Origin of the sequence: Rhodococcus sp. BE178, assembly GCF_050433545.1 — a bacterium.
GTDB lineage: Bacteria > Actinomycetota > Actinomycetes > Mycobacteriales > Mycobacteriaceae > Prescottella.
In genome coordinates this window covers 167,122-189,743 of the sequence record NZ_JBNPXA010000012.1, presented here as the reverse complement: position 1 = coordinate 189,743, position 22,622 = coordinate 167,122, and the positions used below count along the sequence as shown (strand labels likewise).

Here is a 22,622-nt window from a genome sequence, read left to right as displayed (position 1 = left end):
TACTTCGTTCGCATCACACGGTGAGCAGCTCCGGTGCCGGAAGTTCCGGGACCGGTGCGGGTGCCCGGCCGCACGCTATCGCTCGGCGAGTACCTCGCCGATGTACCTGGCAACGGCAGCCACCGAGGCAATTGTTCCCGGATAGTCCATCCGAGTCGGTCCGAGGACCCCCACACCGCCGAGGACGGTGCCGGCGGCCCCGTAACCGGTGGAGACCACCGACGTGCCGCGCATCTCCGCGACCTGGGTCTCCTCGCCGATCCGCACGGTCACGCGACCGGCATCCTGGGTGGCGGCCAACAGCTTGAGCACCACCACCTGCTCTTCGAGCGCCTCGAGCACCGAACGCAGCGACCCCGGCAATCCTGCCTGCATCGTGAAGTCGGCCGCATTGCGGGTGAGGTTGGCGGTGCCGCCGAGGACCAGCCGATCCTCGGGATGCTCCACCAGCGTCTCGACCAGCACGGTCGCCGACCGGACCACGGCGTCACGCAGGTTCTCCGGCGCATCCTCCGCGAGTTCGGACACCGCGATGGACGCCGCCGCGAGTCGCTTGCCTTCGAGCGCTCCGCCGAGCAGGGCCCGCAACCGCGACAGGTCCTCCTCGTCGATCACGTCACCGAGCTCGACGATCCGCTGGTCGACGCGCCCCGAGTCGGTGATCAGCACCAGCAGCAGGCGTGCCGGCGTGAGCGCCACCACCTCGAGGTGACGCACCGACGACGCCGACAACGTCGGGTACTGCACGACGGCGACCTGGCGGGTGAGTTGTGCGAGCAATCGCACACCGCGACGCAGGACGTCATCCAGGTCCACACCGGACTCGAGGAACTCGAGGATGGCGCGCCGCTCGGCCGACGACAGCGGCTTGACCTGGGCGATGCGGTCGACGAACTGCCGGTATCCCTTGTCGGTGGGCACCCGGCCCGAGCTGGTGTGCGGCTGCGTGATGTAGCCCTCGGCCTCGAGTACCGCCATGTCGTTCCGGATCGTCGCGCTGGAAACGCCCAGGTTGTGGCGTTCCACCAGCGCCTTCGATCCGATGGGCTCCTGGGTGGCGACATAGTCGGCGACGATCGCCCGGAGAACCTCGAATCTCCGTTCATCCGTACTCGACACCGCTGCACACCTCCACTTCGCCACGAGAACGGGACCCGACGTGGTGGCCCCCGGTACGCGGGCACCGCCGTGCTTCGTGCCCACCTCGCTACCCAGTCTAATGGCCGGGGCGATTCCGAATGCCGCAGGCCGCGCCGGGCATTCGGTACGAACCGAACAGCCGTCGCAGGCCGTAGGGTGACCGTCGGGGTGACCGGCATTGGTGATCCGGTCCACACGAGGAACTCAGGCGGCTAGAGCGATGATCTTCAAGGGTGTCAGGGACGGCAAGCCGTATCCGGAGCACGGGTTGACGCTGCGGGACTGGGCGCAGATCCCCCCGCGCCAGGTGCGGTTGGACGAGATCGTCACCACCACGAGAGTCCTGGAACTCGATCGACTGCTGTCGGAGGACTCCACGTTCTACGGCGACCTGTTCCCGCACGCGGTGCTGTGGGAGGGCAACATCTACCTCGAGGACGGCGTCCACCACGCGGTCCGGTCCGCGCTGCGCAATCGCGTCGTCCTGCACGCCCGGGTCTACGACTACGACGCCGCCCTCGCCGACGACTGATACCCCCGCCCCTCCGGTTCAGTCGAGGACGTCCCGGACCACGGCGTCGGCGAGCAGCCGACCGCGGTCGGTGAGGATCAGGTGGTCGTCGGCGATCGTCGCGAGTCCGTCGGCGACGACCCGCTCGGCGGCCGCACGCTCACCCTCGGACAGGTCCGCCAGCGGCAACCCGGTCCGCAGCCGCACGGTGAGCATCACCCGCTCCACGTGCACGTCCTCGGCACTGAGGGTCTCGCTGCCGCCGACCGGCAGCTCCCCGGCGGACAGGCGGTCCGCGTACCGCGCGGGGTGCTTGACGTTCCACCACCGCACTCCGCCGATGTGACTGTGCGCTCCGGGGCCGGCGCCCCACCAGTCGCCGCCGTCCCAGTAGCCCAGGTTGTGGAAGCAGCGGGCGTCGTCGTCGGCCGCCCAGTTCGACACCTCGTACCAGCGCAGGCCCGCCTCGGCGAGACGCGCGTCGATGCGCTCGTAGCGGGACGCGAGGACGTCGTCGTCGGGAGCAGGCAGCTCGCCGCGCCGGACCTTGCGGGCCAGCGCGGTGCCGTCCTCGACGATGAGCGCGTACGCGGACACGTGGTCGACGCCGGCACCGAGCACCGCGTCGAGCGAGGCGTCCAGGTCGGCGTCGCCCTCTCCGGGCGTGCCGTAGATGAGATCCAGGTTGACGTGGTCGAACCCGGCTGCGCGCGCCTCACGCGCGGCGGCCACGGCCCGCCCCGGCGTGTGGGTGCGGTCGAGGACCTTGAGCACGTGCGGTGCCGCGGACTGCATCCCGAGCGAGATCCGCGTGTAGCCGGCGCCGCGCAGCGCGCCGAAGAACTCGGGTGACGTGGACTCGGGATTCGACTCGGTGGTGACCTCCGCCCCGGGAGCCAGCCCGAAGCTGCCGCGCACGGCCCCGAGAACCTCCGCCAAACCGTCCGCACCGAGCAGCGAGGGCGTGCCCCCACCCACGAAGACGGTGTCGACCGCGGGCCCACCCGTGATGTCGGCGGCCTGCGCCAACTCCCGCTTCAGAGCCTCGAGCCAGGACTGCGGGGACGCGGACGTGCCCAGCTCCCCCGCGGTGTAGGTGTTGAAATCGCAGTAGCCGCACCGCGTGGCGCAGAACGGCACGTGGACGTAGATCCCGAACGGACGCGTCCCCACTCCCACCAGGGCCGAGTCGGGAAGCTCGAAGGGTATCGAGTCGACGGCAGGGGTCGAGGCAGCAGATCCACTCACGTCTCCAGTGTCCCAGCCGCCGTCATCGGCGCCACGTTCCCCCACGAGATCGGGACATTTCCCGAGAATTTGGGGGAAATATGTCCCCAGTGGTCGGCAGACGGCAAATCCCATGGCAGAATGGCCGCCATGACAGATACCGGGGTGCGATTGGTGGCCAGACGCCACGTCGACCTCAAGCGTGTCTGTAGCTGTTGTTGTCTGCCCTGCGGCGTGTAAAGCAGCCCGGCGTCCCCCTGCCCTGAGTGCAGTCGACGCTCGCCTGTGTTCGTCTCCCCGTTTCTGCCCGCTTATCCCGGCCGGCCGAGGACGATCCCCGCGAGGAAACAGCCCTCCTCCCCTGTCTTCGACCGGTGCACCGTGAGATTCACGAAATTCAGGAGCACCCATGACGTCGACCACCGACGCCGAATCCGCTGCGAGCCCGCCCGCGCCGGCTCGCGCCGCCCGCCCGAAGAAGCGCGCCTCCGAGGGCCAGTGGGCCCTCGGCTACCGCGAGCCGCTCAACGCGAACGAGCAGATCAAGAAGGACGACAACCCGCTCAACGTCCGCGCGCGCATCGAGAACATCTACTCGAAGCAGGGTTTCGACAGCATCGACAAGGCCGACCTGCGCGGCCGCATGCGTTGGTGGGGCCTGTACACGCAGCGCGAGGAGGGCTACGACGGCACCTTCACGGGTGACGAGAACATCGACCTGCTCGAGGCGAAGTACTTCATGATGCGGGTACGGTGCGACGCCGGCGCCCTCACCGCCGCGCAGTTGCGCACGATCGGCGAACTCTCGACCGAGTTCGGGCGCGACACCGCCGACCTCTCGGACCGCGAGAACGTCCAGTACCACTGGATCGAGATCGAGAACGTCCCCGAGATCTGGCAGCGGCTCGAGGCCGTCGGCCTCAAGACCACCGAAGCGTGCGGCGACTGCCCCCGCGTCGTGCTCGGATCCCCACTGGCCGGCGAGTCGTTCGACGAGATCCTCGACCCGACCCCGGCGATCGACGAGATCGTCCGCCGCTACATCGGCGATCCCGAGTACTCGAACCTGCCGCGCAAGTTCAAGACCGCGATCTCCGGGCAGCAGGACGTGGTGCACGAGATCAACGACGTCGCGTTCGTGGGCGTGAACCACCCCGAGCACGGTCCGGGCCTGGACCTGTGGGTGGGCGGCGGCCTGTCGACGAATCCGATGCTGGCGCAGCGCGTCGGCGTGTGGGTGCCGCTCGACGAGGTCCCGGACGTGTGGGAGGCGGTGGTCTCGGTCTTCCGCGACTACGGCTACCGCCGGCTGCGCGCGAAGGCGCGGCTGAAGTTCCTGATCAAGGACTGGGGCATCGAAAAGTTCAGGGAGGTACTCGAAACCGAGTACCTGAAGCGCAAGCTGATCGATGGCCCCGCGCCGGAGAAGCCGGAGCGCCCGATCGACCACATCGGCGTCCAGAAGCTGCGCAACGGCCTCAACGCGATCGGGTTCTCCCCCATCGCCGGCCGCGTGTCGGGCACCATCCTGACCAAGGTCGCCGCCGCGGCCGAGGGGGTCGGCTCCGACCGCATCCGCTTCACGCCGTACCAGAAGCTGATCGTGCTCGACGTGCCCGACGACAAGGTCGAGGAGCTGATCGCCGAACTGCAGCCGCTCGGCCTGCACGCCCGGCCGTCGCACTGGCGTCGGAACCTGCTGGCTTGCAGCGGTATCGAATTCTGCAAGCTGTCGTTCGTGGAGACTCGCAAGCGCTCGCAGGTGCTCGCGCCGGAACTCGAGGAGCGGCTCGCGGACATCAATGCCCAGTTGGACGTCCCGATCACGATCAACATCAACGGCTGCCCCAACTCGTGCGGCCGGTCCCAGATCGCGGATATCGGGTTCAAGGGCCAACTGGTCGACGACGGCGAGGGCAACCAGATCGAGGGATTCCAGGTCCATCTGGGCGGCAGCCTGGGCCTCGACAGCGCCTTCGGCCGGAAGCTACGCCAGCACAAGGTGACCAGCACCGAACTCGGCGACTACATCGACCGGGTGGTGCGCAACTTCGTGAAGCACCGCACCGAGGGTGAACGCTTCGCACAGTGGGCAGTTCGAGCAGACGAGGGGGATTTGCGTTGACGATCGACATCACCACGGCAACCCAGGACGAGCTCCGGGCACTTGCCGCGCAGGGCGCAGCGGAGCTGGACGGCGCGTCCGCTCGGGAACTGCTGCAGTGGACCGAGGACACGTTCGGGGCCGGGGCGAGCGAAGCGGCGGGGTACCGCAACAGCTACATCGTGGCGTCGAACATGCAGGACGGTGTGCTGGTTCACCTTGCGGCACAAGTGCATCCCGGCGTGGACGTGCTGTTTCTCGAGACCGGCTACCACTTCGCGGAGACCATCGGGACGCGCGACGCGGTGGAGCAGGTGTACGGCGTCAACGTCATCAACGCACAGGCCGAGGCTTCCGTCGCCGAGCAGGATGCGGCCGAGGGCAAGGACCTGTTTGCCCGCGAGCCCAATCGCTGCTGCGCGCTGCGCAAGGTCGCGCCGCTGAAGGCGACGCTGAAGAACTACCGGGCGTGGGTCACCGGCATCCGCCGGGTCGAGTCCCCCACCCGGGCGAACGCCCCGCTGATCTCCTTCGACGAGGCCTTCGGACTGGTGAAGATCAATCCCATCGCCGCGTGGTCGGACGACGACATGCAGGCGTACATCGACGAGCACTCGATTCTGGTGAATCCGCTCGTCGACGAGGGATATCCGTCCATCGGGTGCGCTCCGTGCACCGCGAAACCTCTCCCCGGCGCCGATCCGCGTAGCGGTCGGTGGGCCGGTTCCGCCAAGACAGAATGCGGGTTGCACGCCTCATGACAATCGACATCTCACTCCCCGAGCCGCGGCTTCAGCTGGACGGCACCAAGTTCGACACCCTCGACGCCCTCGAGTCCGAGGCCATCCACATCTTCCGTGAGGTGGCCGGCGAGTTCGAGCGCCCCGTGATCCTGTTCTCGGGCGGCAAGGACTCGACGGTGCTGCTGCACCTCGCGATCAAGGCCTTCTGGCCGGCGCCACTGCCGTTCGCGCTGCTGCACGTGGACACCGGGCACAACCTGCAGGAGGTGCTCGACTTCCGCGACCACGTCGTCGCGAAGTACAACCTGCGCCTGCACGTGGCCAAGGTCGAGGACTATCTCGCCGACGGCCGGCTCACCGAACGCCCCGACGGCATCCGCAACCCGTTGCAGACGGTCCCGCTGCTGGACGCGATCGCCGAGAACCGCTTCGACGCGGTGTTCGGCGGCGCCCGCCGCGACGAGGAGCGGGCCCGCGCCAAGGAGCGGATCTTCTCGCTGCGCAACGCGTTCGGCCAGTGGGATCCCAAGAAGCAGCGCCCCGAGCTGTGGAACCTGTACAACGGCCGGCACTCCCCCGGCGAGCAGGTGCGCGTGTTCCCGCTCAGCAACTTCACCGAACTCGACATCTGGCGCTACATCGCGCGCGACAACGTCGAGCTGGCCAGCATCTACTACGCGCACCAGCGTCCGGTCTACCAGCGCGACGGCATGTGGATGACGCCGGGCGTGTGGGGCGGACCGGCCGACGGCGAAGAGCTGCAGACGATCTCGGTGCGCTACCGCACCGTCGGCGACGGCTCGACCACCGGCGCGGTCCTGTCCGACGCCGCCGACAACGAGGCGATCCTCGCCGAGGTCGCCGCGTCGCGACTGACCGAGCGCGGCGCCACCCGTGGTGACGACCGAGTTTCCGAAGCGGCCATGGAAGACCGCAAGCGAGAGGGCTACTTCTGATCATGAGCGACCTGTTGCGCCTGGCTACGGCCGGCAGTGTCGACGACGGCAAGTCCACTCTCGTGGGCCGGCTGCTGTACGACACCAAATCCGTTCTGGCCGATCAGATCGACGCCGTCACCCGCGCGTCGGTCGACAAGGGCCTGTCCACTCCCGACCTGTCGCTGCTCGTCGACGGCCTGCGCGCCGAACGCGAGCAGGGCATCACGATCGACGTCGCGTACCGCTACTTCGCGACCCCGCGCCGGTCGTTCGTGCTCGCCGACACCCCCGGGCACGTGCAGTACACCCGTAACACCGTCTCGGGCGCGTCCACCGCACAGTTGGTGATCCTGCTGGTCGACGCGCGCAAGGGTGTCATCTCGCAGACCCGCAAGCATGCCGCGGTGCTGGCACTGCTCGGTGTGCCGCGTCTGGTGTTGGCGGTCAACAAGATCGACCTCGTGGAGGATCCGGCGCAGGTCTTCGCCGACATCTCCGCCGAGTTCCGGTCCCTGACCGGTTCGCTCGGCTGGGCCGCCGAGGACGTCCTGGAGATCCCGGTGTCCGCGCTGCACGGCGACAATGTCGCGGTGCGGTCGGAGAAGACGCCGTACTACGACGGGCCGACGCTGATCGAGCATCTGGAGTCGGTGCCGGTGGACAGCGACAATGAAGGCAAGCACGCTGTGGGCCTGCGCTTCCCGGTGCAGTACGTGATCCGTCCGCGCACCGCCGAGTTCCCGGACTACCGCGGCTACGCCGGACAGGTCGCGGCGGGGTCCGTCGCCCCCGGCGACGAGGTGGTGATCCTGCCGTCCGGAACCCGGACGACGGTCGCCCGGATCGATACCGCCGACGGCGAACTCGACTCCGCGCATGCGGGACGCAGTGTGACGCTGGTGCTCGCCGACGACGTGGACGTCTCGCGTGGCGATACCATCGCCTCGCCGATCTCCGCCCCCGAGCCGATCGACACGTTCGACGCCACCGTGTGCTGGCTGGCCGAGAAGCCGCTGCGGCCGGGTGCGCGTCTGCTGCTCAAGCACGGCACCCGCACCACGCAGGCCATCGTCGGGGCCCTCGTCGAGCGCCTCGACGACCAGGAGCTGACGTCCGAGCTGAGCCCGGAAACCCTCGAGCTCAACGAGATCGGCAAGATCACGGTGCGCGTCGCGGAGCCGATCGTGGCGGACGACTACACCGTCAACCGCCACACCGGCTGCTTCCTGCTGATCGACCCGGCCGGCGGCAACACCCTCGCCGCCGGACTCGTCGGCGATGCGATCGCGGCCGTCGAACTCGGTGAGCGGGTCTGAGACCGTGACGCGGCTGATCACGGCGGCGGTGCCGCCAATGATCGCTGTCGCCCACGGCAGCCGTGACCCCCGATCCGCTCGGGTGGTCTCGGCTGCCGTGGCGGCGATCCGCGCCCGGCGGCCGGAACTCGACGTACGGCTGTGCTTCCTGGACCTGAACGCGCCGTCGGTCGATCAGGTGGTCGATGCGGTTGCTGCAGAGGGACATTCGACGGCCGTCGCCGTCCCGTTGCTGCTCGGCAGCGCATTCCATGCACGGGTGGATCTGCCCGGAATCCTCGCCGCTGCCCGGGCCCGGCATCCGCAGCTGACCGTGCTGCAGTCGGGCGTCCTGGGGCACGACCGCCGACTGATCGACGCGGTGCGCGACCGGATCACCACGGCCGGCGCCACCGCCGACGACGCCGACACCGGGGTCGTGCTCGCGGCGGTCGGATCGTCACACACCGCCGCGAACGACGACACCCGTAGGCTGGCCGCGGTCCTCGCGGAGGGTACGCGGTGGGCCGGCGCTGTCACCTGTTTCGCGACCTCCGCGGAGCCCACCGTCGGTCAGGCAATCTCCCTGCTGCGCTCGCGAGGGGTCGAGCGCATCGTGATCGCCCCGTGGTTCCTCGCACCGGGCCGACTGACCGATCGCGTCGGCGCCGCCGCGCTGTCGGCCGCTCCCGACGCGCTGTTCGCCGACACCATCGGTGCACACCCGCATCTCGCGGATGTCGCGCTCGATCGATACGACGCGGCGCTCGCCGTGGACGCCCGGATCGAACGGTCCGCTTGACGGTTCCTCGGTACTCGTTGCGGCTCAGGTGATGAGGCTTATCCCGGAACAGGTCGGGCGTTGTGTGTCCGTCGCCATGCGCTGACCGCAATCGCCACTGCTGCCACCGACAGGAGATCGGAGACCGTCAGACCGTGTTCCGGGCTCAGGCTCCACAGGACACCGCCCTCCAACGGGCCGTTGGCGAACACCCACACGACCGCAACGGAAACCAGTGCTGTGGCGGCGGGCCGAGTCGGCTTCGCCAGGCACCACGCCGAGAGAACAACCAAGATGTTCATCGTGAGGGCGGGATAGAAGTAGTCAGCCATCGAAAGTCTCCTGGTTCACACCGGCGATTGCGCACCATTCTCCCTTCTGCTCAGCCGGGCGAGCTGTTCGCCCCGTCCCGCTGAATCACGTTCGAAAGGCCATCCCGCGATCACCCAACGCCTCACCGAGGATCCGGATCGCCTTCGGGCCCACGCCGTGCATCGCAAGCAGTTCGGATTCGGTGTGCCGGGCAACGTCCTCGAGTGACGACAGTCCCGCACCGGCGAGCGCCCTGGTTGCGGGCCGACCGATCGCGGGAGGCAGGTCACCGCTGCCGGGCTCGGACACCTCGGGCATCGCCATCGCGGCCTTGCGGAGGTGACGGATCGTCGTCATACGAGGGATCGTAGGTGCCCGGACCGACGGCCGTGGCGTTCGGCACAACCGCTTTACCTCGAGTGAACTTCAGGTTCTAGCGTCGAGGACGACCCCCTGACGCCCCGACGAAGGACCTCGCGTTGACGACCGCCACCCCGATTTCTCAGCTCAACGGCGACTTCCGCCGGGCGTTCCGCGGCCACCCCGCCGGTGTCGCGATCATCACCGCGCAGGGCCACGACGGGCCTGTCGGACTGACGTCGTCGTCGGTGTCGTCCGTCGCGGTGGACCCGCCGATCCTCGGGTTCTCGCTGCAGTCCGATCGGGGCTCGGCCGCCGTCGTCGGATCCGCCGCCAGCTTCCTGGTGCACCTCCTGACCGCCGAGAACGTCGCCCTGGCACGGCTGTTCGCCACACCCGGGACCCGACGCTTCGGCCCCGAGATGTCCTGGTCGCAGCTCGAGACCGGTGAACCCATGATCCACGGAACCGGGCACGTCCTGCGCTGCACGCCCCTGTCGAGCGTGCATGCCGGCCCGGCGACCGTTCTGACCGCCGCCGTGGAGGACATCTACGCACCCGAGCACCTCGGGGCGCCACTGGTATACCAGGACCGGAGCTACCACTGCGTGAGTCCGTGGACGGCACTCCCCTGATCATTCGCTCGTTCGACTCGTCGATAGTCGCGCGAAAATCTTTACCGCAGCTTTATTCTCGTGGCCATGCAGCGAACTCTCCGCCGAGCCCGCCGAGCCCGCCGACGGGTCGGCGCCACGGCGTTCGCCCTCGCCGCCACAGCATCACTCGCACTCACCACCGCCACCGCGCCGGCATCCGCAGCAACTCCGGTGCTCCCGAATCCGGGATCCGCGATCGGTGACCCCTGGGAACTCCAGACGGTCATGCGCGCCGCGGCCGCGGTCGTCGACCACAGCGCACCGGGCATGTCGATCGCGATCGTCAAGCCCGACCCACACCAGCCGGGCGAGTCGATCACCACGACCTATTACTTCGGGTTGGCGGACAAGGAGAACAAACGCAAGGTCAGCCCGCAGACGCAGTTCGAGATCGCATCGGAGACCAAGACGTTCACGGGTGCACTGCTCGCGAAGAGGATCTATCGGGGCCTTGCGGAGCTCGACGACCCCGCCCAGGACTACGAGCAGAACGTCACGTTCCCGACGATGGACGGATCTGCCATCACGCTCGGGGATCTCGTCACCCACCGGTCCGGACTCACCGACGATCCGGGCAATCTGCATGCGGGCTGCCCGGGCGACGACCCCAAATGTGTGGACGCGAAGGCCCTGTACAACCGGACCCTCCTGTGGGAGGGGCTCGAGGCCCCCGGCGCACTCGCGAATCCCCCAGGCTCGACGTGGCTCTACTCGGATTTCGGGTTCGGCGCGCTCGGCACCCTCATGGCGGACGCCTTCGAACCGGGCCGTCCCGAGCCTCGGTTCGCCGACGTCGTCGAGCGTGAGCTGACCGGGCCCCTCGGCATGACGTCGACCGTCCTCGAGACACGAACACCGGACCTGGCCCAGCCGTACAGGAATGGAGCCAAAGCGGACCTCTGGAACAACACCGGCGCCCTCGCAGGCGGCGGTGGACTGATCAGCACCGTGTCCGACATGGCGAAATGGACCGCCGCGACCCTCGGCTTCGGCGACAGCCCGCTCGTTCCGGTGCTGCAGTCGATGCTCCGTCCCGTTCCGGGCGTTGCACCGCAATCCGATCCGACCATGCAGATGGGCATGGCCTGGCAGCTGTACCCGGCACAGAAGGGCATCGCGTATCCCTACGCGTTCAAGGACGGCGCCTCGAACGGCAGCACCAGCGCCACCTACCTCCTGCCCTCCGAGGGTTGGGGCGTGACCGTGCTCGCGAACGGTAAGAACGTGCTTCCCGACGGCCAGGAGAACCCGACGACCGATCTCGCCGCACTCGAGCTGATGCGTGAACTGGCTCCCGCCGGCCCGCTGTCGGGGGGAAGCAGCAGCGGATCACTGTCCTTCGGTTCCCTCGGCTCCTGAACCGGTACCGGATACACGAAGGCCCGGCCCCGTGCGGGACCGGGCCTTCGTTCTTCCCGCGCTACCCGGTGATGTCTGTGGGCCGGACGTACACCGTCTCGCCCTCCCGCAAGCCGAGCATCTCGGCGTCGCTGCGGGTGATCTGGGCCGAGAGTTCCTGCGCGCCGGTCTTGGGCTGCAACTCCACCCGCACCTCGAACCCGAGGTGCACGACGCGGGAGACTGTGGCCGCGAACGACTGCGGGATCTGGGTGCGCTCGAGCCGCAGATCGTGCGGGCGCACCAGCTGCCCGTTGAGCCGCGCCACGGGCCCGAGGAACGACATCACGAAGTCGTTGGCCGGGGTGTCGTACAGCTCCTGTGGGGTACCGACCTGCTCGATCCGCCCCTTGTTGAGGACCGCGATCCGGTCGGCGACGTCGAGCGCCTCCTCCTGGTCGTGGGTGACCAGGACCGTGGTCACGTGCACCTCGTCGTGCAGGCGCCGCAGCCACGTGCGCAGGTCGTCGCGCACCTTGGCGTCGAGCGCGCCGAACGGCTCGTCGAGCAGCAGCACCTGCGGGTCCACGGCGAGGGCGCGGGCCAGCGCCATGCGCTGACGCTGACCACCGGACAGCTGCGCCGGGTAGCGGTGCTGGAAACCGTCGAGTCCGACGATCGCGAGCAGGTCGTCGACCTTCTTGGCGATCTCGGCCTTGGGACGCTTGCGGATCTTGAGGCCGAACGCGACGTTGTCGCGCACCGTCATGTGCTTGAACGCCGCGTAGTGCTGGAACACGAAGCCGATGTCGCGCTTCTGCGGCGGTACCCCGGTGACGTCCTTCCCGGCGATCGTGATGGTGCCCGAGTCGGGCTGCTCGAGGCCGGCGATGGACCGCAGCAGCGTCGACTTGCCCGAACCGCTGGGCCCGAGCAGCGCCGTGAGCGAGCCCGACGGGATGTCGAGGGTGACGTCGTCGAGCGCGGCGAAATCGCCGTAGTTCTTGCGTGCCCCGGTCACGGTAATCATGTCGTGCTCCTCTTACGGTCGAGCAGAGTCATCAGCAGGAGGGTCACCACAGCGATCGACATCAGCAGTGTCGCCGCGGCGTAGGCCCCGAAGGTGTTGTGGTCATCGATGTAACGGGAGTGCACGAGCAGGGTCAGGGTCTGCGACTGGCCGGGAATGCCCGACGAGACCATGATGACGGCACCGAACTCGCCGAGAGCGCGGGCGACGGTGAGGACGATGCCGTACGTCAGGCCCCAGCGGATCGCCGGAAGGGTGATCCGGGAGAACGTCTGCCACTTGGACGCCCCGAGCGTGGCCGCGGCCTGCTCCTGCTCGTCCCCGATCTCGTGCAGCACGGGTTCCACCTCGCGCACCACGAACGGCAGGGTCACGAAGATCGTGGCGATCACCATGCCGGGCAACCCGAAGATCACCTTGAAGCCGAGCGACTCGACGCCGCCGAACCACCCGTTCGCACCCCACAGCAGGATCAGCGAGACGCCGACAACGATCGGCGACACCGCGAACGGAAGGTCGACGACGGACTGGAGCAGCCCGCGGCCGGGAAAACGACCCCGCACGAGGGCCAGCGCGGTGACGATGCCGAAGATGACGTTGATCGGCACCACGATCGCGACGATCAGCAGCGACAGGTTGAGCGCCGAGATCGCGGCCGGGGTGCTGATCGCGTGGTAGAAGGCGACGAATCCGTGCTCGAAGGTGCGGTACAGGATCACGCCGATCGGCACGATCAGGAGTACGAACAGGTAGCCGAGGACGATGGTGCGCAGGCTTATCCGCGCCCAGGGTGAGATCTTCACTGCGCCTGCTCCTCTCGGCGCTGGTTGCGCGCGGCGAAGATACGCAGCACGAACAACGTCGCGAAGGCGATTGCCAGCAGGGTCACCGACACCGCCGCCGCACTGACGGGACGGTCGATCTCGATCTGCTGCTGGATGTACTGCGAGGCCACCTGGGTCTCGCGCGGGATGTTGCCGCCGATCAGCACCACCGAGCCGTACTCGCCGATCGCGCGGGCGAAGGCGAGCCCGGCGCCACTGATGATCGCGGGTGCGAGCGTCGGCAGCACCACTCGACGGAAGATCGTCCAGTTGTTCGCGCCGAGCGATGCCGCGGCCTGCTCCACCTCGCGGTCGGCCTCCATCAGCACCGGCTGCACCGACCGGACCACGAACGGCAGGGTGACGAACGCGAGCGCCACGATCAGGCCGGGCTGAGTCGCATTGAGATGCACGTCGATCGGGCTCTGCGGCCCGTACAGCGACAGCAGCACGATGCTGGCGACGATGGTCGGCAACGCGAACGGAAGATCGATCAGCGACCCCACGATCCGCTTGCCCGGGAACTCGTCCCGCACCAGCACCCACGCGATCATCGTGCCCATCACCACGTTGATCAGGGCAACGATCACCGACACCACGATCGTCACACGGAGCGCCGCCAGGGCGCCGGGCGCGGTGACCGCGTCCCAGAACCCGGACCACCCGTCCTCGAACGATGTCACTGTCAGCGCCGCCAGGGGCAGCAACACGATGATGCTGAGCCACAACGCCGCGATCCCGATCCCCAACGGACCGACCGCGCCGGTGACGGCGAACCGGCGCCGGAAGCGTCCCTTCGGTTTCCGCGGTGGTGCGGCCGGCACGGTCGGCTGTGGCGCCTGAGTCGTCACTGTCGTCATCACTTCGTCGCGTTCTCGTAGATAGCGGCGATCCGGCCCGAGTCCTGCTCGAACAGATCCTTGTCGACGGTGTCCCAGCCACCGAGGTCGGCGACGGTCCACAGCTGCTGCGGTTCCGGGAAGTCGGCGGCGTACTCGGCCATGACGGCCGGGTCGACGGGCCGGAAGCCGGCCTCCGCCCACTGCCGTTGCGCCGCGGGGGTATACAGGAAATCACGGAACGTGACCGCGGTGGATGCGTTCCGACCGGTCGAGACCACCGCCACCGGGTTCTCGACCTTGAAGGTCACCGGCGGGGTCACGTGCTCCACCGGATCACCCTTGCGTTCGGTGAACAGCGCCTCGTTCTCGTAGCTGAGCAGCACGTCACCGGTCCCCTGCAGGAACATCTCGGTCGCCTCGCGGCCGGACTTCGGCTGCACCTTCACGTGCTCACCGATCAGCTTGCCGAGATAGTCGAGACCGGCCTTCGGATTCCGCCCGCCGTCGCTCGCGGCCGCATAGGGAGCCAGCAGGTTCCACTTCGCCGACCCGGAGCTGAACGGGTTCGGGGTCACGACCTCGACGCCCGGCCGGAGCAGGTCGTCCCAGTCGCCGATGTTCTTCGGATTGCCCTCGCGGACGACGAGCGTCACCACGGACCCGAACGGGACACCGCCGTAGGTGTCCTTGTTCCAGCTGTCGTCGACCAGCCCCTCCTCGACGAGGCGCGTGATCTCCGGCTCGACGGAGAAGCTGACGAGGTCCGCCTGGGCACCGTCCTTCACCTTCCGCGACTGGTCGCCGGACGCCCCGTACGACGGGTTGAACCGCACCCCCGCGCCCTCGCCGGTCTGGGCGAACGCGGCGGTCACCTTGTCGTAGCCGGGCTTCGGGACTCCGTAGGCGAACATGTTGATCGTGCCGCCGCTGCCGTCCGCACCGACGTCGACTCCGCCCATGACATCGCTCGAGCCGCCGCTACACCCGGCAAGAGCGACTGCTCCGACCGCGACGAGCGCAGTCAGGAACGAGCGGGACCGATGCTTCATACGGATTTACCTTCCTACAGTGCCGGCAGATGCAGAAGAGCTCGCGCCGAAGACCCCCGACCGGACGGTCGGTCGGTTCGAATGAGGCCTGGATGCGGGGAGGTGTTCGCGGTGCACGTCACCGCTTGAGCGGAACGGGAGGAGAGAGCGCGTTCGGATCGAACGCGCGTGTCACGACAGAGCGAACACCGAGACAGGAATCAACAACAGTCGATGTCGGCGACTGCGAGTCGGCCGACAGCGATCAACGCCAGTTCATGGCGGACCTGGTGCGCGACGACTACAGACACGCGGCAGACTTTAGCAGAGCACGGAACCGACGTCCGAATGGCGCGATCCGCCGGCACGGACGGTCAGCGGGTGAAGTACCAGGCGATGACGACCAGGACGATCAGCGCGATCAGCGCCAAGGTCACGCGTGAGCGCGGCATCAGGAACCCTCCACCTTCGTGTGTGCGTCCACCCGGACGTCGGAATCGGCCGGATCGGGGCGACCGACCGCCGCAAACAGCGCGGACAGCACGCGGTCGAGCGCCCAGGCGATCCCGAAGCAGGCAGGAATCATCACCGCGATCACCAGGACGACCTGGGGGATGAACGGCAGGCCGGCGACCCACAGTTCGGCGCCGTCCCACCAGTTCGCGAGTTGATCCACCCGACCACCCTAGCCGCTGACGAAACGGTGACCGAACACGGCGCATCAGTCGCCATGTTCGGTCACCGGCGGCACGGGAACCCGCGCGGTCCCTACTTCGTCGCGTTCTCGTAGATGACGGCGATACTGCCCGTCCCCTGCTTGAAGAGTTCCGCGTCGACGGCGGACCAGCCGCCGAGGTCCGCGATGGTCCACAACTGCTGCGGCTGCGGGAAGTCGGCCGCGAACTCCTTCGCGACAGCCGGATCGACAGGCCGGAAACCGGCCTCCGCCCACAGCTTCTGTGCCTCCGACGTGTACAGGTAGTCACGGAATGCGGTCGCCTGGGCAATGTTCGGACTGTTCGAGATCACCGCCACCGGGTTCTCGATCTTGAAGGTGGTCGGCGGGGTCACGTGCTCGACCGGATCACCGTTCCGTTCGGTGAAGAGCGCCTCGTTCTCGTAGCTGAGCAGCACGTCACCGGTCCCCTGCAGGAACGTCTCGGTGGCCTCGCGGCCGGACTTCGGCTGCACCTTGACGTGCTCGCCGACCAGCTTGCCGAGGTAGTCGAGACCGGCCTGCGGGTTCTTGCCACCGTCGCTCTTCGCGGCATAGGGGGCCAACAGATTCCACTTCGCCGAGCCGGAGCTGAACGGGTTCGGGGTCACGACCTCGATACCGGGCCGGAGCAGGTCGTCCCAGTCCTGGATGTTCTTCGGGTTGCCCTCACGGACGACGATCGTCACGACCGACCCGAACGGAATCCCCTTGTAGGCGTCGTTGTTCCAGTCCTCGTCGACGAGGCCGGCATCGACGAGGCGAGTGATGTCGGGTTCGACCGAGAAGTTCACGAAGTCGGCCTGCGCGCCGTCCTTGACCTTCCGCGACTGGTCACCCGAGGCCCCGTAGGACGGGTTGAATCGCACCCCCTTGCCCTCCTCGGTCTCGGCAAATGCGGCGGTGACCTTGTCGAATCCCGGCTTGGGAACCGCGTATGCGAACAAATTGATCGTGCCGCCGCTGCCGTCGGCGCCGGTATCGGCGCCACCGACGACGTCACTCGAGCCGCCGCCGCACGCGGTCAGCGCGACTGCGCCGATCGCGGCGAGTGCGGTCAGGAACGAACGGGAACGGTGCCTCATGGATTGCCTTCCTACCAGGCTCACAGGTGCTGTGGATGCCGTACGAGAACCGACCCGGCACATGCCGGGTCGAGAAGAGCGGAACGGAAAACGGAACACTGAAGTCGGAACTCGGACAGATGTCCTGGAGTTGACGGCGTTCGGCACGAGCCGCGCACGGGAAGTTCCCCGCGGCCGGCGGGGAACTGGGGTTACGACAGAGGTGCGGTCGAGACCGGATCTACGCGCAAGCGAACGCCGAGACCCGCATCAGCAACAGTGAATATCCGCAACTGCAAGCCCGCCGACGGCAATCAACGCCAGTTCATGGCGGATGCGGTGAGCGGCGGCAGCAGACACGTCGCCGACGATAGCAGACGTCCGTCCGTAATCGAACAGTCGGAACGATGCCGAAGAACCCGAACAACCCTGCCGGAGACCTCCGCCGAACTGTGGACGCTGACCGACGCACGGGTCGATGATGAGGGGATGACGTCGCAGGCCGAGCAGTCCGTGACCACGCCGATCAGAGATTCCGACGAGGTCGCACCGAGGCGTCGCAGCGTCTTCCCGCCGATCGACGACTACGCCTTCCTCTCCGACTGCGAGACGAACTGCCTGGTCGCACGCAACGGCGCGGTCGAGTGGATGTGCGTCCCGCGCCCCGACTCCCCCAGTGTGTTCGGCGCGATCCTCGACCGTAGCGCCGGACACTTCCAGATCGGACCGTACGGCCAGAACGTGCCGTCTGCGCGGCGCTACCTGCCGGGTGGGCTGATCCTCGAGACCACGTGGCAGACCCAGACCGGCTGGCTGATCGTGCGTGACGCACTCGTGATGGGCCCGTGGCACGCCAACGAACAGCGCTCCCCCACGCGCCGTCGGACACCGTCGGACTGGGACGCCGAACACATCCTGTTGCGGACCGTCAAGTGCGTGAGCGGCACCGTCGAGTTGGAGATGAGTTGTGAGCCGGCGTTCGACTACCACCGCGCCCCGGCGCACTGGGAGTACACCGGAAACGTGTACGAGGAGGCCACCGCCACGTGCCGCACCGCCGCCCCGGGCGAGCAGCCGACGCTGCGGCTGACGTCGAATCTGCGGCTCGGACTCGAGGGGCGCGAGGCCCGCGCGCGCACCCGCATGGTGGAGGGCGACAACGCGTTCGTGGCCTTGTCGTGGTCGGAGCCGACGGCCCCGCAGACCTTCGAGGAAGCCGCCGACAAGATGTGGCAGACCACCGAGTGCTGGAGACAATGGGTGACGATCGGGCGTTTCCCCGACCATCCGTGGCGGAGCCACCTGCAGAGCAGCGCACTGACTCTCAAGGGCCTGACCTACGCACCGACCGGCGCCCTGCTCGCCGCACCCACCACGTCACTGCCGGAAACCCCCGGTGGCGAACGTAACTGGGACTACCGGTACGCATGGGTGCGGGATTCGACGTTCGCGCTCTGGGGCCTCTACACCCTCGGGCTCGATCGTGAAGCCAACGACTTCTTCTCGTTCATCTTCGACGCTGCGCAGTCGGACGACGGCGATCCGGCCCCACTGCAGGTGATGTACGGGGTCGGCGGCGAGCACACCCTCGTCGAAGAGGAGCTCAGTCACCTGAAGGGGTACGACGGGGCCCTGCCCGTGCGGATCGGCAACGACGCCTACAACCAGAACCAGCACGACATCTGGGGAACCCTGCTCGACTCGGTGTACCTGCACGTCCGGTCCCGCGACCAGGTCCCCGAGACGTTGTGGCCGCTGCTCGAGCGGCAGGTCCAGGAGGTCATCGAACACTGGCGTGAGCCGGACCGCGGGATCTGGGAGGTGCGCGGCGAGCCGCAGCACTTCACATCGTCGAAGATCATGTGCTGGGTGGCGCTCGACCGCGGCGTCAAGCTCGCCAACCTGCACGGCGAGAAGGCCTACGCGGCGCGGTGGTCCGAGATCGCCGACGAAGTCAAGGCCGACATCCTCGAGCACGGCGTCGACGAACGCGGGGTATTCACGCAGCGCTACGGGCACCCGTCCCTCGACGCCTCACTGCTGCTGGCACCACTGCTGCGGTTCCTGCCCGCCGACGATCCCCGGATCCGGGCGACGGTCCTGGCGATCGCGGACGAACTCACCGAGGACGGACTCGTGCTCCGCTACCGCGTCGAGTCCACCGACGACGGCCTGTCCGGCAAGGAGGGCACGTTCACGATCTGCTCGTTCCTGCTCGTGTCCGCGCTCGTCGAGATCGGGGAGGTGCAGCGGGCCAGGGACCTGTGTGAACGGCTGCTTTCGTTCGCGAGCCCGCTCAAGCTCTACGGCGAGGAGATCGACCCCAAGAGTGGCCGACACCTGGGCAACTTCCCGCAGGCGTTCACCCACCTGGCCCTCATCAATGCCGTCGTCCACGTCATCCGCGCCGAGGAAACCGGCCACACCGGGACGTTCCAGCCCGCGCACGGCCCTTCGTGATCGTTGCGGAACGGCCGCGAATGTCGGTGGCCTGTGTGACGATCGACGCATGCTGGATCACCTCGGAATCCAATGTGCCGACCCCGCAGCCGGTGCAGCCTTCTACGACGCGGTGCTCGCTCCGCTCGGCGGTGTTCGAATCAAGGAGTACGGACCCGTCATCGGGTACGGCGTCCCGCCGCATCCAGACTTCTGGATCAGCCCGCGGGTACCCGCCGACGCCGGGTTCCGCGAGTCGCACATCGCGTTCGTGGCCGAGTCTCGCGCCGCGGTCGACGCGTTCTTCGCCGCGGCGGTCGAGTCAGGGGCGGAGGTGCTGCACAAGCCGCGTATCTGGCCGGAGTACCACCCGGACTACTACGGCGCATTCGTGCGCGACCCCGACGGCAACAACGTCGAGGCGGTCTGCCACCGCCCGGAGTAGCTGCGCCGACTCAGAACGTCCGGCGGAGCAGACTCTCCGCGTCGGCCGCGATCGCGCGCACCACATCGCCCGCCGGTCGTTCCGACGTCACGAGCCCGGCCGCCTCCCCCGCGTACACAACACCCTGATTGCTGTCCGCCGGATCGTAAGCGGCGGCGAGGGTTTCGTTGTCCGCACCCTTCGCGTGCCACTTCGCGGTGTAGTCGTTGGACAGCGCGCGACCACCCCAGCGGGCCGGCCACGGCTGATCGCGGGCCTGGTCGAAGATCGACGTGTAGACGGTGTCGGCGCTGCCGGCCTCGATCAGCTTCCGCCGCGCATACTCCGGGCCGATCGTCTCGGGGCTCGCGAGCAGAGCGGTGCCGATCATCGCGCCCACCGCACCTGCGGCGATCACCGCCGCCAGGCCGCGGCCGGTGCCGATGCCGCCGGCCGCGAGCACGGGCAGGCTCGTGGCGTCGAGTACCTCCTGCAGCAGCGGCAGCGTGCCGATCCGTCCGGTATGCCCGCCGGCCTCGCCGCCCTGCGCGATCACGAGGTCGACGCCCGCCCGCTCCACCACACGGAGATCCTCGACGGTGTTGACCTGCGAGACCGCCAATGCGCCGGCTGCGTGCACCCGGTCGACGTAGGGTGCCGGATCACCGAACGACAGCGACACGACACGCGGCTTCTCGGCGAGCGCCGCCTCGAGCAGCGAGGCGTCGGCGTCGAGCGACCACGTCATGAGGCCGATGCCGAGTGGCCCGCCACCGATCTCGCGGGCGACCGCCGACTCCGCCGCGATCCACTCCGGCGTCGAATAGCGCGCCGCACCGAGCAGCCCCAGCCCGCCCGCCCGAGTGACCTGACCGGCCAGTTCGCCGCCGGCCCGTCCGCCCATCGGGGCACCGAAGATCGGCACCTCCAGCCCGAGCTCACGGGTCAACCAGGTGCCGATCATCGCGTCCCCTCCTACTTGCCCTTGGGCTTGTCCGCCACCGACTCGTTCGACAGCGCCGCGACGAAGGCTTCCTGCGGGACCTCGACGCGACCGATGGTCTTCATCCGCTTCTTGCCCTCCTTCTGCTTCTCGAGCAGCTTGCGCTTACGGCTGATGTCGCCGCCGTAGCACTTCGCGAGCACGTCCTTGCGGATCGCGCGAATGTTCTCGCGCGCAATGATCTTCGAGCCGATCGCGGCCTGGATCGGCACCTCGAACTGCTGACGCGGGATCAGCTCGCGCAGCTTGGTGGTCATCTTGTTGCCGTAGGCGAACGCGGCGTCCTTGTGCACGATCGCGCTGAACGCGTCGACGGTCTCGCCCTGCAGCAGGATGTCCACCTTCACCAGCGCCGCCTGCTGCTCACCCGACTCCTCGTAGTCGAGGCTCGCGTAGCCCTTGGTCCGCGACTTGAGGGCGTCGAAGAAGTCGAACATGATCTCGCCCATCGGCAGCGTGTAGCGCAGCTCGACGCGGGTCTCCGAGAGGTAGTCCATGCCACCGAGCTCACCGCGTCGGGACTGACACAGCTCCATGATCGCGCCGGTGTACTCGCTCGGCGCGATCACGGTGCACTTGGCCATCGGCTCGTACACCTCGCGCACCTTGCCCTCCGGCCAGTACGACGGGTTGGTCACCTCGTGCTCGGCGCCGTCCTCCATCACGACTCGGTAGACCACGTTCGGCGCGGTGGAGATGAGGTCGAGGCCGAACTCGCGCTCGAGTCGGTCCCGGGTGATCTCCATGTGCAGCAGGCCGAGGAACCCACAACGGAAGCCGAAACCGAGGGCCACCGAGGTTTCCGGCTCGTAGGCGAGCGCCGCGTCGTTGAGCCGCAGCTTGTCGAGCGCGTCACGCAGCACCGGGTAGTCGGAACCGTCCATCGGGTACAGGCCCGAGTAGACCATCGGCTTGGGGTCGCGGTAACCGGTCAACGGCTCGGACGCGCCGTTGCGGAAGGTGGTGACCGTGTCGCCGACCCTCGACTGCCGCACGTCCTTCACACCGGTGATCAGATAGCCGACCTCCCCGACGCCCAGGCCGACGGTGGCCTTGGGCTCGGGCGAGATGATTCCCACCTCGAGCAGTTCGTGCGTGGTGCCGGTCGACATCATCGTGATCTTCTCGCGGGGACGGATCTTGCCGTCCACCACACGCACGTAGGTGACGACGCCGCGGTACGCGTCGTACACGGAGTCGAAGATCATCGCGCGCGCCGGACCGTCCGCGTCGCCGACCGGGGCGGGCACCTGCTTGACGACCTCGTCGAGCAGTTCCTTCACACCGACACCGGTCTTGCCGGAGACCCGCAGCACGTCCTCGGGTTCACAGCCGACGATGTGCGCGATCTCCGCGGCGTACCGGTCGGGATCGGCGGCCGGCAGGTCGATCTTGTTGAGCACCGGGATGATGGTGAGGTCCTTCTCCATCGCCAGGTACAGGTTGGCCAGAGTCTGCGCCTCGATGCCCTGGGCGGCATCGACGAGCAGCACCGCACCCTCACACGCCTCGAGCGCGCGAGAGACCTCGTAGGTGAAGTCGACGTGGCCCGGCGTGTCGATGAGGTGCAGGACGATCTCTTCGGTCGTGCCGTCCTCGTTCTCGACCGTCCATGGCAGCCGCACGTTCTGCGCCTTGATCGTGATGCCGCGCTCACGCTCGATATCCATGCGGTCCAGGTACTGGGCGCGCATCGCGCGCTCCTCGACGACCCCGGTCAGCTGCAGCATCCGGTCCGCCAGCGTCGACTTGCCGTGGTCGATGTGCGCGATGATGCAGAAGTTCCGGATCTTCGCGGGATCCGTGAATGTTTTCTCTGCGAAGTTGCTGGTCAAGCCCTATTCCCTC

Annotated in this window: 25 protein-coding genes; 11 read left to right on the top strand and 14 right to left on the bottom strand. The window is 68.0% G+C overall.

Going from position 1 to position 22,622, the window contains the following annotated elements; all coding sequences use genetic code 11:
• Nucleotides 1-75 precede the first annotated feature (75 nt).
• Nucleotides 76-1,119, bottom strand: a complete 1,044-nt coding sequence (hrcA, locus tag J2X34_RS20480) for a heat-inducible transcriptional repressor HrcA (protein WP_114719393.1) — start codon at nucleotides 1,117-1,119, stop codon at nucleotides 76-78.
• Between the two features lie 241 nt (nucleotides 1,120-1,360).
• Here hrcA and J2X34_RS20475 point away from each other — a divergent pair, with 241 nt between their 5' ends.
• Nucleotides 1,361-1,672, top strand: coding sequence for a type II toxin-antitoxin system VapB family antitoxin (locus J2X34_RS20475; protein WP_031938276.1), 312 nt, complete (start codon nucleotides 1,361-1,363; stop codon nucleotides 1,670-1,672).
• A gap of 18 nt (nucleotides 1,673-1,690) precedes the next feature.
• Here the strand turns inward: J2X34_RS20475 and hemW are convergent, their stop codons facing one another.
• The gene (gene hemW / locus J2X34_RS20470; protein WP_258557639.1) at nucleotides 1,691-2,899 is read right to left on the bottom strand and encodes a radical SAM family heme chaperone HemW; all 1,209 of its coding nucleotides are present in this window, start codon (nucleotides 2,897-2,899) and stop codon (nucleotides 1,691-1,693) included.
• A gap of 120 nt (nucleotides 2,900-3,019) precedes the next feature.
• On the opposite strand from hemW, the gene J2X34_RS20465 reads away from it, so the two are divergent.
• The 6 genes from J2X34_RS20465 (at nucleotide 3,020) to J2X34_RS20440 (ending at nucleotide 8,760) form a co-directional block, all read left to right on the top strand.
• Nucleotides 3,020-3,118, top strand: coding sequence for an Ms4527A family Cys-rich leader peptide (locus J2X34_RS20465; protein WP_397484320.1), 99 nt, complete (start codon nucleotides 3,020-3,022; stop codon nucleotides 3,116-3,118).
• A 169-nt stretch (nucleotides 3,119-3,287) separates the two neighbouring features.
• On the top strand, nucleotides 3,288-5,003 hold the full coding sequence (locus tag J2X34_RS20460; protein ID WP_114719087.1) for a nitrite/sulfite reductase: 1,716 nt from the start codon (nucleotides 3,288-3,290) through the stop codon (nucleotides 5,001-5,003).
• Nucleotides 5,000-5,743 carry a phosphoadenylyl-sulfate reductase gene (locus tag J2X34_RS20455; RefSeq protein WP_114719086.1) on the top strand — a complete coding sequence of 248 codons (744 nt, stop codon included), beginning with the start codon at nucleotides 5,000-5,002 and terminating at the stop codon, nucleotides 5,741-5,743. The genes J2X34_RS20460 and J2X34_RS20455 overlap by 4 nt, the downstream gene beginning before the upstream one ends.
• Complete coding sequence (gene cysD, locus J2X34_RS20450; RefSeq protein ID WP_114719085.1) at nucleotides 5,740-6,681, top strand: sulfate adenylyltransferase subunit CysD; 942 nt, start codon at nucleotides 5,740-5,742, stop codon at nucleotides 6,679-6,681. The genes J2X34_RS20455 and cysD overlap by 4 nt, the downstream gene beginning before the upstream one ends.
• A 2-nt stretch (nucleotides 6,682-6,683) precedes the next feature.
• Nucleotides 6,684-7,979 (top strand): sulfate adenylyltransferase subunit 1, encoded by a 1,296-nt coding sequence (locus tag J2X34_RS20445; protein WP_114719084.1) that lies wholly within the window; start codon nucleotides 6,684-6,686, stop codon nucleotides 7,977-7,979.
• Between the two features lie 28 nt (nucleotides 7,980-8,007).
• Entirely contained in the window at nucleotides 8,008-8,760 is a 753-nt protein-coding gene (locus J2X34_RS20440) for a sirohydrochlorin chelatase (RefSeq protein WP_429519467.1), read from the top strand.
• A gap of 38 nt (nucleotides 8,761-8,798) precedes the next feature.
• Here the strand turns inward: J2X34_RS20440 and J2X34_RS20435 are convergent, their stop codons facing one another.
• Nucleotides 8,799-9,071, bottom strand: a complete 273-nt coding sequence (locus J2X34_RS20435; protein WP_429519445.1) for a hypothetical protein — start codon at nucleotides 9,069-9,071, stop codon at nucleotides 8,799-8,801.
• Nucleotides 9,072-9,156: 85 nt separating this feature from the next.
• Nucleotides 9,157-9,408, bottom strand: coding sequence for a hypothetical protein (locus J2X34_RS20430; RefSeq protein ID WP_254622571.1), 252 nt, complete (start codon nucleotides 9,406-9,408; stop codon nucleotides 9,157-9,159).
• A 122-nt stretch (nucleotides 9,409-9,530) separates the two neighbouring features.
• On the opposite strand from J2X34_RS20430, the gene J2X34_RS20425 reads away from it, so the two are divergent.
• Together J2X34_RS20425 and J2X34_RS20420 are read left to right on the top strand one after the other, a co-directional pair.
• Entirely contained in the window at nucleotides 9,531-10,046 is a 516-nt protein-coding gene (locus J2X34_RS20425; RefSeq protein ID WP_114719082.1) for a flavin reductase family protein, read from the top strand.
• A gap of 66 nt (nucleotides 10,047-10,112) precedes the next feature.
• Nucleotides 10,113-11,426, top strand: coding sequence for a serine hydrolase domain-containing protein (locus J2X34_RS20420; RefSeq protein ID WP_114719081.1), 1,314 nt, complete (start codon nucleotides 10,113-10,115; stop codon nucleotides 11,424-11,426).
• A 61-nt stretch (nucleotides 11,427-11,487) separates the two neighbouring features.
• On the opposite strand, the gene J2X34_RS20415 is transcribed toward J2X34_RS20420, so the two are convergent.
• The 8 genes from J2X34_RS20415 to J2X34_RS20380 form a co-directional block, all read right to left on the bottom strand.
• Nucleotides 11,488-12,435 carry a sulfate/molybdate ABC transporter ATP-binding protein gene (locus J2X34_RS20415; RefSeq protein ID WP_114719080.1) on the bottom strand — a complete coding sequence of 316 codons (948 nt, stop codon included), beginning with the start codon at nucleotides 12,433-12,435 and terminating at the stop codon, nucleotides 11,488-11,490.
• A complete protein-coding gene (cysW, locus tag J2X34_RS20410; protein WP_429519442.1) occupies nucleotides 12,432-13,238 on the bottom strand; it encodes a sulfate ABC transporter permease subunit CysW in 807 nt (268 codons plus the stop codon). Before cysW ends, J2X34_RS20415 begins: the two co-directional genes overlap by 4 nt.
• Nucleotides 13,235-14,119: a sulfate ABC transporter permease subunit CysT gene (gene cysT, locus J2X34_RS20405; RefSeq protein ID WP_397484317.1), complete on the bottom strand. Its 885-nt coding sequence runs from the start codon at nucleotides 14,117-14,119 to the stop codon at nucleotides 13,235-13,237. The genes cysW and cysT overlap by 4 nt, the downstream gene beginning before the upstream one ends.
• A complete protein-coding gene (locus tag J2X34_RS20400; RefSeq protein ID WP_114719077.1) occupies nucleotides 14,119-15,150 on the bottom strand; it encodes a sulfate ABC transporter substrate-binding protein in 1,032 nt (343 codons plus the stop codon). The genes cysT and J2X34_RS20400 overlap by 1 nt, the downstream gene beginning before the upstream one ends.
• A gap of 200 nt (nucleotides 15,151-15,350) precedes the next feature.
• Entirely contained in the window at nucleotides 15,351-15,440 is a 90-nt protein-coding gene (locus tag J2X34_RS20395) for an Ms4533A family Cys-rich leader peptide (protein WP_397484315.1), read from the bottom strand.
• Nucleotides 15,441-15,580: 140 nt separating this feature from the next.
• Complete coding sequence (locus tag J2X34_RS20390) at nucleotides 15,581-15,805, bottom strand: hypothetical protein (RefSeq protein ID WP_114719075.1); 225 nt, start codon at nucleotides 15,803-15,805, stop codon at nucleotides 15,581-15,583.
• A 92-nt stretch (nucleotides 15,806-15,897) separates the two neighbouring features.
• Nucleotides 15,898-16,929: a sulfate ABC transporter substrate-binding protein gene (locus tag J2X34_RS20385; RefSeq protein WP_114719074.1), complete on the bottom strand. Its 1,032-nt coding sequence runs from the start codon at nucleotides 16,927-16,929 to the stop codon at nucleotides 15,898-15,900.
• A gap of 249 nt (nucleotides 16,930-17,178) precedes the next feature.
• The gene (locus J2X34_RS20380) at nucleotides 17,179-17,268 is read right to left on the bottom strand and encodes an Ms4533A family Cys-rich leader peptide (protein WP_368077022.1); all 90 of its coding nucleotides are present in this window, start codon (nucleotides 17,266-17,268) and stop codon (nucleotides 17,179-17,181) included.
• 129 nt (nucleotides 17,269-17,397) lie between these two features.
• Here J2X34_RS20380 and J2X34_RS20375 point away from each other — a divergent pair, with 129 nt between their 5' ends.
• Both J2X34_RS20375 and J2X34_RS20370 read left to right on the top strand, forming a co-directional pair.
• Complete coding sequence (locus J2X34_RS20375; protein ID WP_114719388.1) at nucleotides 17,398-19,368, top strand: glycoside hydrolase family 15 protein; 1,971 nt, start codon at nucleotides 17,398-17,400, stop codon at nucleotides 19,366-19,368.
• A gap of 49 nt (nucleotides 19,369-19,417) precedes the next feature.
• Nucleotides 19,418-19,792, top strand: coding sequence for a VOC family protein (locus J2X34_RS20370; RefSeq protein WP_114719073.1), 375 nt, complete (start codon nucleotides 19,418-19,420; stop codon nucleotides 19,790-19,792).
• 10 nt (nucleotides 19,793-19,802) lie between these two features.
• Here J2X34_RS20370 and J2X34_RS20365 read toward each other — a convergent pair whose 3' ends face one another.
• Complete coding sequence (locus J2X34_RS20365; RefSeq protein ID WP_429519438.1) at nucleotides 19,803-20,735, bottom strand: NAD(P)H-dependent flavin oxidoreductase; 933 nt, start codon at nucleotides 20,733-20,735, stop codon at nucleotides 19,803-19,805.
• Nucleotides 20,736-20,746: 11 nt separating this feature from the next.
• Complete coding sequence (gene lepA, locus J2X34_RS20360; RefSeq protein WP_114719071.1) at nucleotides 20,747-22,609, bottom strand: translation elongation factor 4; 1,863 nt, start codon at nucleotides 22,607-22,609, stop codon at nucleotides 20,747-20,749.
• Nucleotides 22,610-22,622 lie beyond the last annotated feature (13 nt).

Coding starts and splice junctions, on each gene's coding strand:
- J2X34_RS20415 (WP_114719080.1), bottom strand. CDS start 12,435: ATGATTACCGTGACCGGGGCACGCAAGAACTACGGCGATTTCGCCGCG.
- J2X34_RS20445 (WP_114719084.1), top strand. CDS start 6,684: ATGAGCGACCTGTTGCGCCTGGCTACGGCCGGCAGTGTCGACGACGGC.
- J2X34_RS20370 (WP_114719073.1), top strand. CDS start 19,418: ATGCTGGATCACCTCGGAATCCAATGTGCCGACCCCGCAGCCGGTGCA.
- J2X34_RS20430 (WP_254622571.1), bottom strand. CDS start 9,408: ATGACGACGATCCGTCACCTCCGCAAGGCCGCGATGGCGATGCCCGAG.
- J2X34_RS20475 (WP_031938276.1), top strand. CDS start 1,361: ATGATCTTCAAGGGTGTCAGGGACGGCAAGCCGTATCCGGAGCACGGG.
- cysD (WP_114719085.1), top strand. CDS start 5,740: ATGACAATCGACATCTCACTCCCCGAGCCGCGGCTTCAGCTGGACGGC.
- J2X34_RS20400 (WP_114719077.1), bottom strand. CDS start 15,150: ATGAAGCATCGGTCCCGCTCGTTCCTGACTGCGCTCGTCGCGGTCGGA.
- cysT (WP_397484317.1), bottom strand. CDS start 14,119: ATGACGACAGTGACGACTCAGGCGCCACAGCCGACCGTGCCGGCCGCA.
- J2X34_RS20375 (WP_114719388.1), top strand. CDS start 17,398: ATGACGTCGCAGGCCGAGCAGTCCGTGACCACGCCGATCAGAGATTCC.
- J2X34_RS20435 (WP_429519445.1), bottom strand. CDS start 9,071: ATGGCTGACTACTTCTATCCCGCCCTCACGATGAACATCTTGGTTGTT.
- J2X34_RS20460 (WP_114719087.1), top strand. CDS start 3,288: ATGACGTCGACCACCGACGCCGAATCCGCTGCGAGCCCGCCCGCGCCG.
- J2X34_RS20420 (WP_114719081.1), top strand. CDS start 10,113: ATGCAGCGAACTCTCCGCCGAGCCCGCCGAGCCCGCCGACGGGTCGGC.
- J2X34_RS20465 (WP_397484320.1), top strand. CDS start 3,020: ATGGCCGCCATGACAGATACCGGGGTGCGATTGGTGGCCAGACGCCAC.
- J2X34_RS20365 (WP_429519438.1), bottom strand. CDS start 20,735: ATGATCGGCACCTGGTTGACCCGTGAGCTCGGGCTGGAGGTGCCGATC.
- J2X34_RS20385 (WP_114719074.1), bottom strand. CDS start 16,929: ATGAGGCACCGTTCCCGTTCGTTCCTGACCGCACTCGCCGCGATCGGC.